The sequence below is a fragment of the Streptomyces sp. NPDC000594 genome (assembly GCF_040299965.1).
GTDB lineage: Bacteria > Actinomycetota > Actinomycetes > Streptomycetales > Streptomycetaceae > Streptomyces.
Genome location: NZ_JBEPCY010000032.1, coordinates 26,061 through 41,160, shown reverse-complemented (window position 1 = coordinate 41,160; position 15,100 = coordinate 26,061). Strand labels below are relative to the sequence as shown.

The following is a 15,100-nucleotide window of genomic DNA, read 5'->3' as shown; positions in this document are numbered from 1 at the left end:
CCCGCCTAGCGTGGCGACGCAGCGGATCTTGAGCAGTTCGCCGGGAGCCGTGCCGTCCACGTCGTGCGTCCCGTCGACGCCGTAGGAGGTTCCGGAAGGTGTCCACGATGCCGGTCGGCGGTCTGGTTCCCCAGACCACCGAGAACGCGGCGGACCTCGTCGTCCGCAATGCGAAGATCTACACGGGCGACCCGTCCCGCCCCGCCGCCCAGGCTGTCGCCATCCGCGACGGCCGGGTCCTCGGCGTCGGCGACGACCACGACATGGCCGGCCACGTCGGCCCCGCGACCCGGGTGGTCGACGCGCTCGGCCGCCGCGTGGTGCCCGGCCTCAACGACTCCCACCTCCATGTCATCCGCGGCGGTCTCAACTATGTGCTCGAACTGCGCTGGGACGGAGTGCGCAGTCTCCGCGAGGGCCTGGCCATGCTGCGGCAACAGGCCGCCCGTACCCCCAAGGGGCAGTGGGTGCGCGTGGTGGGCGGCTGGTCGGCCGAGCAGTTCGCGGAGCGGCGGCCGCCGACCGTCGCCGAACTCAACGCCGCCGCGCCCGACACCCCGGTGTTCGTCCTGCACCTGTATCGGTCGGCGGTGCTCAACCGGGCCGCGCTGACAGCCGCCGGCTTCGACCGGGACACGCCCGACCCCCGGGGCGGGCAGATCGTACGGGGCCGGGGCGGCGAGCCGACCGGTCTGCTGCTCGCGGCGCCGAATGCCCTGATCCTCTACTCGACCCTCGCCAGGGCGCCGGTCCTCGGCGGCGAGGACAAGAAGACATCGACCCGGCACTTCCTGCGCGAACTCAATCGCTTCGGGCTCACCTCGGCGATCGACGCGGCCGGCGGCTTCCAGAACTTCCCCGACGACTACGGCACGGTCGTGGACCTCGCGAGGGCGGGACAGCTGTCGCTGCGCATCGCCTACCACCTCTTCCCGCAGACCAGCGGCCAGGAGATCGCCGACCTCACCCGCTGGATCGGGATGGTCCGCCCGGGCGACGGCGACGAGTGGCTGCGGCTCAACGGCGCCGGGGAGAACCTCATCTGGGCGGCGGCGGACTTCGAGAACTTCAGCCAGCCCCGGCCCGAACTCGCCTCCGGCTACGAGGCGGAGTTCGGAAAGGCCGTCCGCCTCCTCATGGAGCACGGCTGGGGATTCCGGCTGCACGCCACCTACGACGAGACCATCCGCCGGGACCTCGCCGTCTTCGAGCGGCTGGCCGCCGATGGCCTGTTCCCGGCCGGCAACCGATGGCTCTTCGACCACGCCGAGACCGTCACCCGGGACAGCCTGGACCGGATCGCCGCACTCGGCGGCGGACTGTCGGTGCAGAACCGGCTGTCGTTCCAGGGCGAGGCGTTCGTACGGCGGTACGGGGTCGGCGCCGCCGCCGACGCGCCGCCGATCCGGGCCATGCTGGAGCGCGGTCTGACCGTGGGCGCGGGCACCGACGCCACCCGTGTCTCCACGTACAACCCCTGGGTCGCGCTGCACTGGCTGGTCTCCGGCCGCACCGTCGGCGACCTGCTCGTCCGCCCGCCGTCCAACCGGGTCGACCGGCGCACCGCACTCGCCATGTTCACCACGGCGGGCGCGGAACTCACCGGCGAGCAGGACATCAAGGGCATCCTGCGCCCGGGATACCTCGGCGACCTCACGGTCCTCACCGAGGACTACTTCTCCGTACCCGAGCCCGAGATCGTCGGCATCGAGTCGCTCCTCACGGTCGTGGGCGGCCGGGTCGTGTACGCCGCGGGCGAGTACGAGGGCCTGGACGAGGAGCTGCCGCCGGTGAGCCCCGGCTGGAGCCCGGTCGCGCACTTCGGCGGCTACCGGGCCGCCCCCGCAACGCGCCACGGCGGCGTCCGCCAGGCCGAGCTGATCACCGAGGCCGCCGACGAGTCCGGCGAGCACCTGCGGTGGCGCATCCGCCGGGGCCTCGCGCCCGGGCAGGAGAACGGGTTCTTCGACCCCTGCACCTCCCTCTGAGACCACAGCGAAGTCACACGAAGAAACACGAAGACACACGAAGACACACGAATCCGCACCGATGCATCCCGGTGCCACTCGATGAGAGGCAGTACCCATGGTCAACATCGCCCAGGTCACCGCGGCCCCCAGCCCTGATCTGCTCACCCCCGACAACTGTGCCGTCCTCTTCATCGACCACCAGCCGCAGATGTTCTTCGGGACCGGCAGCGGCGACCGCACCGCGATCGTCAACTCCACCGTGGGCCTGGCGAAGGCCGCCCGGGTCTTCGATGTGCCGGTGGTGCTGAGCACCGTGGCGGCCGAGTCCTTCTCCGGCCCCATACTGCCGCAGCTCGCCGCCGTCTTCCCCGACCGGACGATCATCGACCGCACCTCGATGAACGCCTGGGAGGACGAGGCGTTCGTCGAGGCCGTGAAGGCGACCGGCCGCGGGAAGCTGGTCATCGCGGGCCTGTGGACGGAGGTCTGCGTGGTCCTGCCCACCCTGTCCGCCATCGCCCAGGGCTATGAGGTGTACGTGGTCACCGACGCGTCCGGCGGCGTCAGCCCGCAGGCGCACGACCACGCCATACAGCGCGTGGTCCAGGCCGGCGCGGCACCGGTGACCTGGCTCCAGGTGCTCCTTGAGTTCCAGCGCGACTGGGCCCGCACCGAGTCGTACGTCGCCACCACCGATGTCGTCAAGGAGCACGCGGGCGGCTACGGCCTCGGCGTCCTCTACGCCCAGGCCATGATCGACCCCCACGCGGCCGGCTGACACGCCGGAACGGACACAGGAACAGAGCGGGCGGCAACATGATGGACACCGGGCTGTTGATCCTCCGGCTGGTGACGGGACTCCTCGTCGCCGGCCACGGAGTGCAGAAGGTCAGTTTCCGGCTGGGCGGCGAGGGCCTGGCCGGGGGAACCGAGGAGTTCCGGCGGGACGGGTTCCGCGGCGGCCGGCTCACCGCGCTCGCGGCGGGCGGCGGCCAGATCGGCGCCGGCCTGTTCCTGGCGGCCGGGCTCCTCACACCCGCGGCGGCGATGACCGCCGCGGGTGTGATGACCGTGGCCACCACCGTCAAGTGGCGCAACGGGCTCTGGGTGCAGCACGACGGGTACGAGTACCCGCTCTTCCTCGTCGTCGTGGCCGGGGCGCTCGCGCTCACCGGCCCCGGCCGCTGGTCGGCGGACCATCTGCTCGGATGGACTCCCTGGCCCGGGTGGATCTCCGTCGTCGCCCTGGTCACCGGTCCCGTCAGCGGACTGCTCGTACGGGCGGTGCTGCACCGGGCCCGCTCCACCGCGGAAGGACCGGCCCACGATGCGCGCGCTGCTGGCTGACGCGGCCCGTACGCTGGTCCCCCCGAAGGGGGACCGGCACGGCCCGCTGCCGCCGCTGGTGCTCGCCCTCACCGCGGTGACGGGCCTGGTGGACGCCGTGAGCTATCTGGGGCTCGGAAACGTCTTCGTCGCCAACATGACCGGCAATGTGGTGTTCCTGGGCTTCGCCGTCACGGGTGCGGACGGCCCGTCGGCGACGGCCGCCGCCGTCTCCCTCGCGGCCTTTCTCGCCGGAGCGCTGGCCGGTGGCCGCTTCGCTGTCCGCTTCGCCGCGCACCGGGGCCGGCTGCTCGCCTCGGCCATGGCCGTCCAGGCGGCGCTGTTCGCAGCCGCCTTCGCGATCGCCCTGTTCGCGACCGCCGGGGCCCGCGGCGAGGTGGGCGTCGCCGTCCAGTGCACCTTGATCGTGCTCCTCGCCCTGGCGATGGGGCTCCAGAACGCGGTCGCCCGGCGGCTCGGCGTCCCGGACCTGACGACGACCGTGCTCACCCTCACCCTGACCGGGCTCGCCGCCGACTCCGGCCCGGCCGGCGGGGCGGCGCCCCGGCCCGGCCGCCGGATCCTGTCCGTGCTGACCATGCTCCTCGGTGCCCTCCTCGGAGCCGTCCTCCTGAAGGTCGGGCTCTGGCTCGTCCTGGGCGTGGCACTGACGCTGCTGGTCACGGGCGCCGTGGTGGTGTGGCGGCTCTCGGCCCCGGGCGCGGTCTGGGCCACGGCCCCGTAGGGGTTCAGCGGGCGGGAGTCTCCCGTACCGGGTGCTTGCTCAGGATCGAGACCCGGTTGAAGGCGTTGATCGTGATCGCCACCCAGACCACGGCGGCGATCTCGTCGTCGTCCAGCACCTGCCCCGCCTCCGCGTACGCCCGCTCCTGGGCGAGGGCGTCGGCGGGGTGGGTGGTGGCCTCGGCCAGCGCGAGGGACGCGCGCTCCCGGGCGGTGAACAGCTCCGTGTCCCGCCAGGCCGCGAGCACCCCGAGGCGCCGCGCGGATTCCCCGGCGCGCAGCGCGGTCCGGGTGTGGACGTCGAGGCAGAAGGCGCAGCCGTTGAGCTGGGACACCCGGAGGTTGATCAGCTCGACCAGGATCCGGTCCAGGCCGGCCTCGGCAGCCGTCGTACGGACGGCGTCGGCGGTCCTGACCAGCGCCTGGTACGCGGCGGGGCTCTGCTTGTCGAGGTAGATCCGTCCATTGGACCGGTGGGTTTCCACGGCCTGCGCGGTCTCGGTCATCGGTGTTCCTCCGTCTGTTGTCCCGGGTTGCCTTCGGATCTATGATCACCCATAATTGTTGAATCCGAAACTACTTAGCTCGGGGAAGGCCGGGAGATGGATCACACAGGTATCGCGATCGAAGCCGACATCGAGGGCGGCGTCGAGGTCCTCACCGCCCGGGACGTCCCGCTGGGCGGACCCCGGGCGATGACCGTACGGCGCACCCTGCCGCAGCGGGCCCGGACGCTCATCGGGGCCTGGTGCTTCGCCGACCACTACGGTCCCGACCGGGTCGCCGACTCCGGCGGCATGGACGTCGCGCCCCACCCCCACACCGGGCTCCAGACCGTCAGCTGGCTCTTCAGCGGAGAGATCGAGCACCGCGACAGCCTGGGTACGCATGCCCTGGTGCGGCCCGGCGAGATCAACCTCATGACCGGGGGCCACGGCATCAGCCACACCGAGGTCTCCACCCCCGGCACCACCGTGCTCCACGGCGTCCAGCTCTGGGTGGCCCTCCCCGACGAACACCGCCACGCACCGCGCGAGTTCCAGCACCACGCACCCACGCCGCTCCGCGTCGACGGCGCGGAACTGCGGGTCTTCCTGGGCACACTCGCCGGCGACACCTCCCCCGTACGCACCTTCACCCCGCTCCTCGGCGCCGAGGTCCTGATCGACGCCGGCGTCACCGTCACCCTCGACGTCGACCCCCGCTTCGAGCACGGACTCCTCGTCGACGACGGCGACGACGTCCGCCTCGACGGAACCACCCTGCGCCCCGCGGAACTCGGCTACGCCGCCCCCGGCCGCACCTCCCTCACCCTCACCAACGACTCCGACCGCCCGGCCCGGACGATCCTCCTGGGCGGCCCGCCGTTCGAGGAGGAGATCGTGATGTGGTGGAACTTCATCGGCCGCAGCCACCAGGACATCGTCGAGGCACGGGAGGACTGGGAGCGCGCCGCCGACCGCTTCGGCACCGTCGAGGGCTACCCCGGCGAGCGACTGCCCGCCCCCGCCCTGCCCAACGCCGTCATCACCCCCCGCAAGAACCGCTCCCCCCGCTGACCCGAACCAGGAAGGCCGCCCTCATGAGCGAGCAGACCACCAGCACCCCCGCCGTCCGCCATGTCGACACCCGCCACCGTTACGAGATCCTGGTCGAGGACGACCGCGCCGGCCTGACCGCCTACCGCGACCGCGACGACGACCGGCGGGTCTTCTTCCACACCGAGATCGACGACGCCTACGCCGGCCGGGGACTCGCCGCGATCCTCGTCGAGCAGGCTCTCACCGACGTCCGCGCCTCCGGGATGCGGATCGTCCCCGTCTGCCCCTACGTGGCCAAGTTCCTGACCAAGCACCGCGAGTTCGCGGACATCACCGACCCCGTCACCCCCGAGATCCTCACCTGGCTCGACTCCCGGCTGGGGCGCTGAACTCCTCGTACTCCAGTGAGAGATCACTGCGTGAGCCAGGCCGGTGTCCGGTGTGTCAGGTGCAGTTGATGAGGAGTCCGGTGGTGGCGGTGCAGGTGCGGGACGCGCTGTCATTGGCGGGGTTGGGGTCGGTGGGTGTGCTGGTGGCACGGGTGGCGGTGACGGTGTAGGGGGTGCCGAGGCTGAGGACGGCGACGGGCACGGTGACCCGGCGGGTGGCGCTCGCGCCGGGGGCGAGGCCGGTGGTGGTGCAGGTGGCCTTGCCCGTGGTGAGGGTGCAGTCGGGGCTGGTCGCCCCCGTGGGAGTGGGCAGGTCCAGGGTGACGGTGGCGGAGGCCAGGGTGCGGGGCCCGTGGTTGGTGAGGGTCACGGTGTAGTCGATACGGCCGTTGAGCAGCCCGGGACGGGGAGTGGCGGTCAGTTCCACGCCGAGGTCGGCGGTGGGGCGTTCGGCGATCGCGATGTCGACGGGGGTCCTGCCCACGGGGATGCCGCTGGTGGTGTGGGTGGCGGTGTCGATCACGGAGACGGTGGCCGAGTTGCCGTTGGCGGTGTAGACATGGCCGCCGTCCGGGGTGACGGCCACGCCCCTGGGGGTGTTTCCGGCGGCGGTGGTCGCGGTCACCGTGTTCGTCGCGGTGTCGATCGTGGCCACGGTGGCACCCTGGCCCCGGGAGACGTAGACGCGCGCGCCGTCCGGGGAGACGGCGACGTCGTACGGGCCGTCGGTGAGGGGGACGTTGCCGGACACGGCGTTGGTGGCCGTGTTGATCACCACGACGGAGTTGGAGAACGGACGGGTGACATAGGCGCGGCTGCCGTCCGGGGTGAAGGCGACGCTCTGGGGGAACCCGCCGACATTGATGGTGGCGGTCACGGTGTTCGTCGCGGTGTCGACCACCGATACCGAGCGGTCGTTGTAGTTGGTGACATAGGCACGGCTGCCGTCCGGGGAGACGGCCACCTCCTGCGGGGCGCTGCCGACGGTGACGGTGGCGGTCACGGTGCCGGCCGCGATGTCGATCACCGTCAGCCGCTGGAGGGCGCTGTTGACGACGTACGCGCGGGACCCGTCGGGCGACACGGCGATGCCGTTGGCGCCGTTGCCCACGGGGATGGTCGCGGTGACCGTTCCGGTCGAGGTGTCGGTCACCGAGACGGAGTCGGCGTTCCCGTTGGTCACATAGAGGCGGGCTCCGTCCGGGGAGGCGGCCACGCCCTTGGGGCCGTCGCCGACCGGGAAGGTGGAGGTGACGGTCTCGGTGGCGGTGTCGATCACGGAGACCGTGTCGTCGCTGTAGTTCGTCACATAGGCGAGCGGCGCCTCAGCCGCGGCCCGTGGCGCGGGTGCGGAGTGCGCGGCGGGAGCCACGGCGGTCAGCGAGGCCATGGCCAGGCCACAGGAGCCGGCGATCGCGAGGAGTCGGCGGCCGGGCCGCTTCCGGGACCGGACGGATGCGGTGGGCAGACTCGGACTCATACAGGGGTTCCTCTCCCATCGGGCCCCGGCGTGGGAGCGGCCAGGTGGCCGGCCGGTGGCACGTGCGGTGATGTCGTGGAAACAGGTCAGCCGGTGGTGCGGCGGGTCATGCGCCGCACACCACGGGCGGCCGCCCCGCCCCGGACGAACCTCCGGCGACGTGCCACCGACAGCCGCCCCCGTCACCATCGGCATGACCCCGCTGATCACTGTGGTGCCTCCCGCGCCGGTCCGATCGCGACCACCGGCACAACAATCCGAATGGATGATCATTCGCTCATGTGTTCAACCTGTCGGCCGGGAGACCGTTCAGCCGGATACGGTCGGCGGCCCAGCGCACAAACCGCCTGGACCGGGACGACCTCGTGTCGGGGACGAGCCGGACTCGATTGTCAGTGGTGGGTGAGACGGTGAGGAACATCGACTCGTCACGAGGGGGAGCTGTCCGTGTCCGGAAGCCAGAACTACATCAACCACGTCGCTCTTGTGCTGGATGCCAGTTCGTCGATGTCGCACCTGAGCCGCAAGGTCGTCGAGGTCGCCGACCAGCAGATCACCTATCTCGCGCGCCGGTCGAGGGAGCTGGACCAGGAGACCCGTGTCACGGTGTACGTCTTCGCCGACACGGTGGAGTGCGTCATCTACGACAAGGACGTGCTGCGGATGCCGTCCCTGAAGCAGCTGTACCGGGCCGGTGGTATGACGGCCCTGCTGGCGGCGGCGCTGAAGTCACAGCGGGAGCTGGCGCAGACGGCTCAGTTGTACGGCGACCACAGCTTCCTGACGTTCGTGCTCACCGACGGGCAGGAGAACGCGAGTCATCGCTGCCCCGACGCCCCCAGCCGGAATCCCCAGCAGCTGGTCCAGGCGGTGACGGAGATGATCGAGGCGCAGAACGACAACTGGACGCTGGCCGTCCTGGTGCCGGACCAGGTGGGCAAGCGCGAGGCGATGCAGTGCGGTTTCCCGAAGGACAACATAGCCGTCTGGGACGCGACGACCGCACAGGGGCTGGAGGAGGCCGGGCAGGTCATCCGGGAGGCCACCGAGAAGTTCATGGTGGGCCGTACCAAGGGCATCCGGGGATCGCGGGCGGTGTTCTCCACGGGTGTGGAGGCGGTCAACAAGGACACCATCCAGGCGGCCGGGCTCACCCCGGTGGACCCCTCGGCGTTCGCGCTGATCCCGGTGGACCGTGACACGGCGATCCGGAACTGGGTCGTCGAATCCGGCCACACCTACCGTACCGGTGGTGCTTTCTACCAGCTGAGCAAGACGGAGAAGGTCCAAGCGCGGAAGCAGATCGCGGTGCTGGAGAAGACGACGGACCGGGTGTACACAGGGCCCGAGGCCCGTGCCCTGCTCGGCCTGCCGGATGTGGAGGTGCGTATCAAGCCGGACCACAACGACGACTTCACCATCTTCGTGCAGAGCACCAGCGTGAACCGCAAGCTCGTGCCGAACACCCGGCTGCTGCTGATGCACTGACCCGCCCACGAGCGCCGTCTCCAGGGGAGCGAGAAGGTCCGTGTCTCTCTCCGTTCCGGACGCGCGGAGTACGCGGCTCGATCAGCCGAGGAAGCTCAGCCGCACCTGACGCCGTGGATTGTCGACGTTCGTGTCGACCAGACAGACCGACTGCCACGTCCCCAGCTCCAGCCGGCCCCCGATCACGGGAAGGGTCGCATGGGGCGGGAGGAAGGCCGGGAGGACATGGTCGCGGCCGTGGCCGGGGGTGCCGTGGCGGTGTTGCCAGCGGTTGTCGGAGGGGAGGAGGGTGTGGAGGGCGGCGAGGAGGTCGTCGTCGCTGCCGGAGCCGGTCTCGATCACGGCGATGCCCGCGGTGGCGTGCGGGACGAAGACATTGAGGAGGCCGTCGCGGCCGGCGGCGGCGGAGTGGAGGAAGTCCTCGCAGGCGGCGGTGAGATCGGTGACGCTCTCGTCGGAGCCGGTGGTCAGGGAGAGCACTCGGGTGGTGAAAGGGGGCATACATCCATCCTCCACCGGACGGGGCGGGCTCGCTCGTATCGTGGGCCGGTGTCGGACACCAGGACACGCAAACGGGACACACACCAGGGCACGCAACAGGACACCAGGGCGCCAGGACATCGGCAGGCCAGGCGCCGGAGTGGCGGTGGGAGACCGGATGGTGGAGGGATCGGGCCCGGCAGAGGCCGTCGCGGAGGTCGTGGTCGTCGGGGGCGGGGTGATCGGGGCGTCGGTGGCGTTCCATCTGGCCGAGGCCGGGGTGCGCGATGTGCTGGTGGTGGAGCGCGACGAGGTGGGGGCCGGGTCGTCGGGGAAGCCGATCGGGGGCATCCGGGCACAGTTCTCGGACCCGTTGAATGTCGCCCTGGGACAGCGGAGTCTGGAGGCCTGGCGGGCCTTCACCGAACGGCCCGGGGCCGATGTCGGCGTGGACAGCACCGGCTATCTCTTTCTGCTCGGCAGCGAGGAGGAGGTGGCGCTCTGCGAGCGGGCGGTGGCCGTACAGCGGGCACTGGGGGTCCCCGGCAGGATCGTGGGCGCGCGCGAGGCGGCGCGGCTCTGTCCCTATGTCGATCCGGGGTCGCTGCTGGCCGCCGCGTACTCGCCCGACGACGGTCAGGCGCTGCCGCCGAGGGCGGTCCAGGGCTATCTGCGGGCCGCCCGCCGGCTGGGGGTACGGGTCCGGACGCGGTGTGCGGTGACCGGGATCGAGGTCGTGGACGGGGCGGTACGGGCGGTGCGCACCGACGCGGGACGGGTGCGGACAGACGCGGTGGTCTGTGCCGCGGGCGCCTGGTCCGCGGGGGTCGGGGCGCTCGCCGGGGTGGCGCTGCCGGTGACTCCGCTGCGGCGCCAGATCGGTTTCACCGGGCCGCTCCCGATCGCGCCGCCGAGGATCCCGTTCACCCTGGATCTCGGGTCGACGCTCTACTTCCACGGCGACGGGGCCGGCGGGCTGGCGCTGGGCTTCTCGGATCCGCGCCAGGAGCCGGGGTTCGGGCGGGAGTTCAGCCGCGAGTGGCTGGAACCGTTCCGGGCGGTGGCCCGGCGCCGTGCCCCCGCGCTGGCCTCGCTGGAGGTGCGGCACGGCTGGGCGGGGCTGTACGAGGTGACGCCCGATCACAACGCGCTGATCGGGCGGGCCGCGGAGGTGGCGGGGTTCTGGTACGCGACCGGCTTCTCCGGGCATGGCTTCCTCCAGGCGCCCGCGGTGGGTGAGGTCGTCCGCGATCTGATGCTGGGGCGCCGGCCGTTCACCGATGTCGGTCCCCTCTCGGCGGCGCGGTTCACGGCCGGCGGGGGCGCGCCACGCCCCGAGGCGCACATCATCTGAACCGGAGGGACCCATGACCCACGACGGCGGGGAGCGGCGATGGCGGTGACATGGGAGCTGCGGGCGGCCTTCGCCCGGCGTCTCTCGGCGATGTACGGAGTGGAGGTCCCGGCGTACACCACCCTGGTGGAGGTGGTCCGGGAGATCAACGCGGAGGTGGTCGCCCGGGGCGGGGACACCGGGCGGCTCGGCGGGATCGAGCGGGTGACCGCCGAGCGGCATGGCGCGATCCGGGTCGGCACCCCCCGTGAGCTGCGGCAGGCGGCGCAGGTGTTCGCCGCCCTGGGGATGCGGCCGGTCGGCTTCTACGATCTGCGCGAGGCGGCGGTGAGCGCGGTGCCGGTGGTGTCCACCGCGTTCCGGCCCGTCGACGCGGACGAGCTGGAGCGCAACCCGTTCCGCGTCTTCACCTCCCTGCTCACCACGGCGGACCGTCGCTTCTTCGGCGCGGATCTGGAGCGGCGGCTGGAGGCCTTCCTGGCGCGGCGGGTGCTGTTCCCGCCGGAGCTGCTGGAGCTGGCACGGCGGGCGGAGCGGGACGGCGGGCTGGAGGAGGGGCCGGCGGAGCGCTTTCTGTCGCTGGCGGTGGCGGCGTTCGAGCTGTCGCCGGAGCCGGTGGACCGGGCCTGGTACGCCGAGCTGGAGCGGGTCTCCTCGGTCGCCGCCGATATCGGCGGGGTCTCCCGTACCCATGTCAACCATCTGACGCCGAGGGTGCTGGACATCGACGAGCTGTACCGCCGGATGACCGGGCGCGGGGTGGCGATGATCGACCGGATCCAGGGGCCGCCGCGCTGGGCGGGGCCGCCGGTGCTGCTGCGGCAGACCTCGTTCCGGGCGCTGGCGGAGAAACGGCTCTTCCGGGAGGCGGACGGCCGGGTGGGCGCGGGGTCGCTGCGGGTGCGGTTCGGTGAGGTGGAGGCGCGCGGGATCGCGCTGACCCGGGCCGGGCGGGCGCTCTACGACGAGCTGATCGGTGAGCCCGCCGCCGTCTGGGAGCGCCGTTTCCCGGCGACCGAGCGGGGGCTGGCCCGGGCGGGGCTGGGCTTCTTCCGCTACGCACCGGGAACGGCGAGAGGAACAGGAACGACGAGAGGAACAGGAACGACGGGAGGAACAGGGGCGGGGGCGGCGGGAACGGCGGGGAGAACGGCGGACGAGCGCGAGGCCGGGCACGGGAACGGTGCCGGGCACCACGACCCGGACGCACTGCTGGACGACGGGCGGCTCATCGCCCGCCCCCTCGTCTACGAGGACTTCCTGCCGCTCTCCGCCGCCGGCATCTTCCAGTCGAATCTGACCGGCGCGGGCACCCGCGCCACCGGGGCGGGCGGTACCCCCTACGACCGGGCCTGGCTCTCCGAGACGCTGGAACGCCCGGTGCACGACCCCTTCGCGCTGTACGAGGCGGAGCAGCGCGACTCCCTGTGCCGGGCCCGCGCGGCGCTCGGCCTTCCTCCGGACCCCAAGGACTCTCCGTGACCGATGCATCGACGGTGACCGTGCCCGGTACCGACACGCTGCGGGCGCTCGCCCGGGCCGGCCTGCTCGCCTGTGGTGTGCCCATGCCCCCCGACGAGGAGACCGCCGGGGAGACCGGCGGGGGCCTTGTCGCGCGGACCCCGGTGACCGGGGGTGTCCTGTGGCGGCTCCCGGCAGCGGGCGAGGCGGCGGCGGAGGCCGCGGTGACGGCGGCGGCCGAGGCGTTCCTCGGCTGGCGCACGGTGCCCGCGCCGCGCCGGGGCGCGCTGGTGAAGCGGCTGGGTGAGCTGCTGACCGAGCACCAGGAGCACCTGGCCGACCTGGTCACCGTCGAGGCGGGCAAGATCCGCTCGGAGGCGCTGGGCGAGGTGCGGGAGATGATCGACATCTGTGAGTTCGCGGTCGGGCTCTCCCGTCAGCTCTACGGGCGGACCATGGCGAGCGAACGGCCGGGGCACCGGCTCTCGGAGAGCTGGCATCCGCTGGGCGTGGTGGGGGTGATCTCGGCGTTCAACTTCCCGGTCGCCGTCTGGGCGTGGAACACCGCCGTCGCCCTGGTCTGCGGGGACACCGTGGTGTGGAAGCCGTCGGAGCTGACCCCCCTGACGGCGCTGGCCTGTACGGCGCTGCTGGACCGCGCGGTGGCCGAGACGGGTGCCCCGCCGGGTGTGCACCGGCTGGTGCCGGGGGGCCGGGAGGCGGGGGCGCGACTGGTGGACGATCCCCGGGTGGCGCTGCTGAGCGCGACCGGTTCGGTGCGGATGGGCCGGGAGGTCGCGCCCCGGGTGGCGGCGCGTTTCGGGCGCTGTCTGCTGGAGCTGGGCGGGAACAACGCCGCGGTGGTGGCGCCGTCGGCCGATCTCGATCTGGCGGTCCGGGGCATCGTGTTCTCCGCGGCGGGTACGGCCGGACAGCGCTGCACCACCCTGCGGCGGCTGATCGTCCACGAGGACATCGCGGACCGGGTGGTGGAGGGGATCGTCCGGGCGTACGGGAACCTGCCGGTGGGGGATCCCTTCGCGGCCGGGACCCTGGTGGGGCCGCTGATCTCGCCGAGGGCGGGCCGGGCGATGGCGGATGCCCTGGCCCGTGCGGTGGCCGAGGGCGGGCGGGTCCTGGCGGGCGGTGAGCCGCTGCCGGTCCGGTACGCCGCCGATGAGAAGGGGGCGGCGGGCGGTACGGGGAACGGTACGGAAGGCAGCGAGGAGGCCGTCTATGTGCGGCCCGCCGTGGTGCGGATGCCCGCCCAGAGCGCCGTGGTGCGCGAGGAGACCTTCGCCCCGCTCCTCTATGTGCTCACGTACCGCACCCTGGAGGAGGCCGTCGCGCTCCAGAACGGGGTCCCGCAGGGGCTCTCGTCCAGCATCTTCACCCGGGACCAGCGGGAGGCGGAGCGCTTTCTCGCGGCCGACGGCTCCGACTGCGGGATCGCCAATGTCAACATCGGCACCTCGGGGGCGGAGATCGGCGGCGCGTTCGGCGGTGAGAAGGAGACCGGGGGCGGACGCGAGTCCGGCTCGGACGCCTGGAAGGCGTATATGCGGCGGGCCACCAATACCGTGAACTACTCGGACGATCTGCCGCTCGCCCAGGGGGTGAGCTTTCTGTAGGGCCCGGTCGGGAAGATCCCGGCACCCCCCAGAGTTAGTAGAAGCGTGAACGACTTTGGGGTACGGGTGCACACCGTCGATGTGGCCGTCATCGGCGCCGGACAGGCGGGGCTCTCCGCCGCCTACCATCTGCGCCACGCGGGACTGGTCCCCGACCGCGACTTCGTGGTGTTCGACCATGCGCCCGAGCCGGGCGGCGCCTGGCAGTTCCGCTGGCCCTCGCTGACGTACGACCGGGTCCACGGGGTGTACGACCTGCCGGGCATGGAGCTGACCGGGGCCGCCCCGGGCCGGCCGGCCTCCGAGGTGATCGGCGCGTACTTCGCGGCGTACGAGGAGCGCTTCGGGCTGCGGGTGCGGCGGCCCGTCGATGTGCACGCCGTACGGGACGGGGCCGACGGGCGGCTGCTGATCTCCACCTCCCAGGGTGAATGGGCGGCACGGGCGCTGATCAACGCCACCGGTACCTGGGACCGGCCCTTCTGGCCCCGCTATCCCGGTCAGGAGAGCTTCCGGGGGCGCCAGCTGCACACCGCCCGGTACCGGGGGCCCGGGGAGTTCGCCGGGAAGCGGGTGATCGTGGTCGGCGGCGGCGCCTCGGCGACCCAGCATCTGCTGGAGATCGCCCCGCTCGCCGCGGCGACCACCTGGGTGACCCGCAGACCGCCGGTCTTTGTCGAGGGCCCCTTCGACGAGAACGCGGGACGGGCCGCGGTGGCCCGGGTCGCCGAACGGGTCCGGAAGGGACTGCCGCCCGAGAGCGTGGTCTCGGTGACCGGGCTGCCCCTCAACGACGCCCTGCGCAACGCCCGTGACCAGGGTGTTCTCGACCGGCTGCCGATGTTCGAGCGGATCACCCCGGAAGGCGCGGTCTGGGAGGACGGCCGTTCCGTGGCGGCCGATGTGATCCTGTGGGCGACCGGCTTCCGGGCCGCGATCGACCATCTGGCACCCCTGCGGCTGCGGGAGCCGGGCGGCGGGGTCCGGATGGACGGCACCCGCGCGGTCCGGGACGAGCGGGTGCATCTGGTGGGGTACGGGCCGTCCGCCTCGACCGTCGGCGCGAACCGGGCCGGGCGGGAGGCGGTACGGGAGATCCGGCGGCTGCTGGAGCACCCGACCCCCCGGAAACCGCGGACCCCCGGAAACCCTCAGGTCCCCACGGACCCGCCGACCCGCACGCCCCCGCAGGCCCTTACGCCCGCACCGGCCCCCGCGACCCTTTCGGCGTGAACC

At 72.4% G+C, this 15,100-nt stretch carries 14 protein-coding genes; 11 read left to right on the top strand and 3 right to left on the bottom strand.

The genetic code is table 11. From position 1 onward, the window contains the following. The first annotated feature begins 107 nt into the window (after positions 1–107). The 4 genes from ABT354_RS30320 (at position 108) to ABT354_RS30305 (ending at position 4,041) form a co-directional block, all read left to right on the top strand. A complete protein-coding gene (locus ABT354_RS30320; RefSeq protein WP_351499708.1) occupies positions 108–1,988 on the top strand; it encodes an amidohydrolase in 1,881 nt (626 codons plus the stop codon). Between the two features lie 97 nt (positions 1,989–2,085). Continuing rightward, positions 2,086–2,748 (top strand): hydrolase, encoded by a 663-nt coding sequence (locus ABT354_RS30315; protein WP_351499653.1) that lies wholly within the window; start codon positions 2,086–2,088, stop codon positions 2,746–2,748. A gap of 41 nt (positions 2,749–2,789) precedes the next feature. Further along, positions 2,790–3,317 (top strand): DoxX family protein, encoded by a 528-nt coding sequence (locus tag ABT354_RS30310; protein WP_351499706.1) that lies wholly within the window; start codon positions 2,790–2,792, stop codon positions 3,315–3,317. Then, positions 3,298–4,041: a DUF1275 family protein gene (locus tag ABT354_RS30305; RefSeq protein WP_351499652.1), complete on the top strand. Its 744-nt coding sequence runs from the start codon at positions 3,298–3,300 to the stop codon at positions 4,039–4,041. Before ABT354_RS30310 ends, ABT354_RS30305 begins: the two co-directional genes overlap by 20 nt. A gap of 4 nt (positions 4,042–4,045) precedes the next feature. On the opposite strand, the gene ABT354_RS30300 is transcribed toward ABT354_RS30305, so the two are convergent. After that, entirely contained in the window at positions 4,046–4,546 is a 501-nt protein-coding gene (locus ABT354_RS30300) for a carboxymuconolactone decarboxylase family protein (RefSeq protein WP_351499650.1), read from the bottom strand. A 96-nt stretch (positions 4,547–4,642) separates the two neighbouring features. Between ABT354_RS30300 and ABT354_RS30295 the strand changes: the two genes are divergently transcribed. After that, positions 4,643–5,599 carry a pirin family protein gene (locus ABT354_RS30295; protein ID WP_351499648.1) on the top strand — a complete coding sequence of 319 codons (957 nt, stop codon included), beginning with the start codon at positions 4,643–4,645 and terminating at the stop codon, positions 5,597–5,599. 23 nt (positions 5,600–5,622) lie between these two features. After that, the gene (locus ABT354_RS30290) at positions 5,623–5,970 is read left to right on the top strand and encodes a GNAT family N-acetyltransferase (RefSeq protein ID WP_351499646.1); all 348 of its coding nucleotides are present in this window, start codon (positions 5,623–5,625) and stop codon (positions 5,968–5,970) included. 55 nt (positions 5,971–6,025) lie between these two features. On the opposite strand, the gene ABT354_RS30285 is transcribed toward ABT354_RS30290, so the two are convergent. Beyond that, complete coding sequence (locus tag ABT354_RS30285) at positions 6,026–7,450, bottom strand: YVTN family beta-propeller repeat protein (protein WP_351499643.1); 1,425 nt, start codon at positions 7,448–7,450, stop codon at positions 6,026–6,028. Positions 7,451–7,897: 447 nt separating this feature from the next. On the opposite strand from ABT354_RS30285, the gene ABT354_RS30280 reads away from it, so the two are divergent. Beyond that, positions 7,898–8,938 carry a vWA domain-containing protein gene (locus ABT354_RS30280; protein WP_351499641.1) on the top strand — a complete coding sequence of 347 codons (1,041 nt, stop codon included), beginning with the start codon at positions 7,898–7,900 and terminating at the stop codon, positions 8,936–8,938. A gap of 81 nt (positions 8,939–9,019) precedes the next feature. On the opposite strand, the gene ABT354_RS30275 is transcribed toward ABT354_RS30280, so the two are convergent. Continuing rightward, positions 9,020–9,439, bottom strand: a complete 420-nt coding sequence (locus ABT354_RS30275) for a YjbQ family protein (RefSeq protein WP_351499639.1) — start codon at positions 9,437–9,439, stop codon at positions 9,020–9,022. Between the two features lie 157 nt (positions 9,440–9,596). Between ABT354_RS30275 and ABT354_RS30270 the strand changes: the two genes are divergently transcribed. The 4 genes from ABT354_RS30270 to ABT354_RS30255 are packed head-to-tail and all read left to right on the top strand — an operon-like array spanning position 9,597 to position 15,097. Beyond that, the gene (locus ABT354_RS30270) at positions 9,597–10,772 is read left to right on the top strand and encodes an NAD(P)/FAD-dependent oxidoreductase (RefSeq protein WP_351499636.1); all 1,176 of its coding nucleotides are present in this window, start codon (positions 9,597–9,599) and stop codon (positions 10,770–10,772) included. Between the two features lie 39 nt (positions 10,773–10,811). After that, the gene (gene hglS, locus ABT354_RS30265; RefSeq protein WP_351499634.1) at positions 10,812–12,254 is read left to right on the top strand and encodes a 2-oxoadipate dioxygenase/decarboxylase; all 1,443 of its coding nucleotides are present in this window, start codon (positions 10,812–10,814) and stop codon (positions 12,252–12,254) included. Next, entirely contained in the window at positions 12,251–13,864 is a 1,614-nt protein-coding gene (amaB, locus tag ABT354_RS30260) for an L-piperidine-6-carboxylate dehydrogenase (protein WP_502983529.1), read from the top strand. The genes hglS and amaB overlap by 4 nt, the downstream gene beginning before the upstream one ends. A gap of 45 nt (positions 13,865–13,909) precedes the next feature. Then, positions 13,910–15,097: an NAD(P)-binding domain-containing protein gene (locus ABT354_RS30255; RefSeq protein ID WP_351499632.1), complete on the top strand. Its 1,188-nt coding sequence runs from the start codon at positions 13,910–13,912 to the stop codon at positions 15,095–15,097. Positions 15,098–15,100 lie beyond the last annotated feature (3 nt).

Bases quoted from the DNA above. Each gene is read 5' to 3' on its own strand.
- ABT354_RS30285 (WP_351499643.1), bottom strand. From the start codon at position 7,450: ATGAGTCCGAGTCTGCCCACCGCATCCGTCCGGTCCCGGAAGCGGCCC.
- ABT354_RS30300 (WP_351499650.1), bottom strand. From the start codon at position 4,546: ATGACCGAGACCGCGCAGGCCGTGGAAACCCACCGGTCCAATGGACGG.
- ABT354_RS30310 (WP_351499706.1), top strand. From the start codon at position 2,790: ATGGACACCGGGCTGTTGATCCTCCGGCTGGTGACGGGACTCCTCGTC.
- ABT354_RS30315 (WP_351499653.1), top strand. From the start codon at position 2,086: ATGGTCAACATCGCCCAGGTCACCGCGGCCCCCAGCCCTGATCTGCTC.
- ABT354_RS30320 (WP_351499708.1), top strand. From the start codon at position 108: ATGCCGGTCGGCGGTCTGGTTCCCCAGACCACCGAGAACGCGGCGGAC.
- ABT354_RS30290 (WP_351499646.1), top strand. From the start codon at position 5,623: ATGAGCGAGCAGACCACCAGCACCCCCGCCGTCCGCCATGTCGACACC.
- hglS (WP_351499634.1), top strand. From the start codon at position 10,812: ATGGCGGTGACATGGGAGCTGCGGGCGGCCTTCGCCCGGCGTCTCTCG.
- ABT354_RS30295 (WP_351499648.1), top strand. From the start codon at position 4,643: ATGGATCACACAGGTATCGCGATCGAAGCCGACATCGAGGGCGGCGTC.
- ABT354_RS30305 (WP_351499652.1), top strand. From the start codon at position 3,298: ATGCGCGCGCTGCTGGCTGACGCGGCCCGTACGCTGGTCCCCCCGAAG.
- ABT354_RS30270 (WP_351499636.1), top strand. From the start codon at position 9,597: ATGGTGGAGGGATCGGGCCCGGCAGAGGCCGTCGCGGAGGTCGTGGTC.
- ABT354_RS30275 (WP_351499639.1), bottom strand. From the start codon at position 9,439: ATGCCCCCTTTCACCACCCGAGTGCTCTCCCTGACCACCGGCTCCGAC.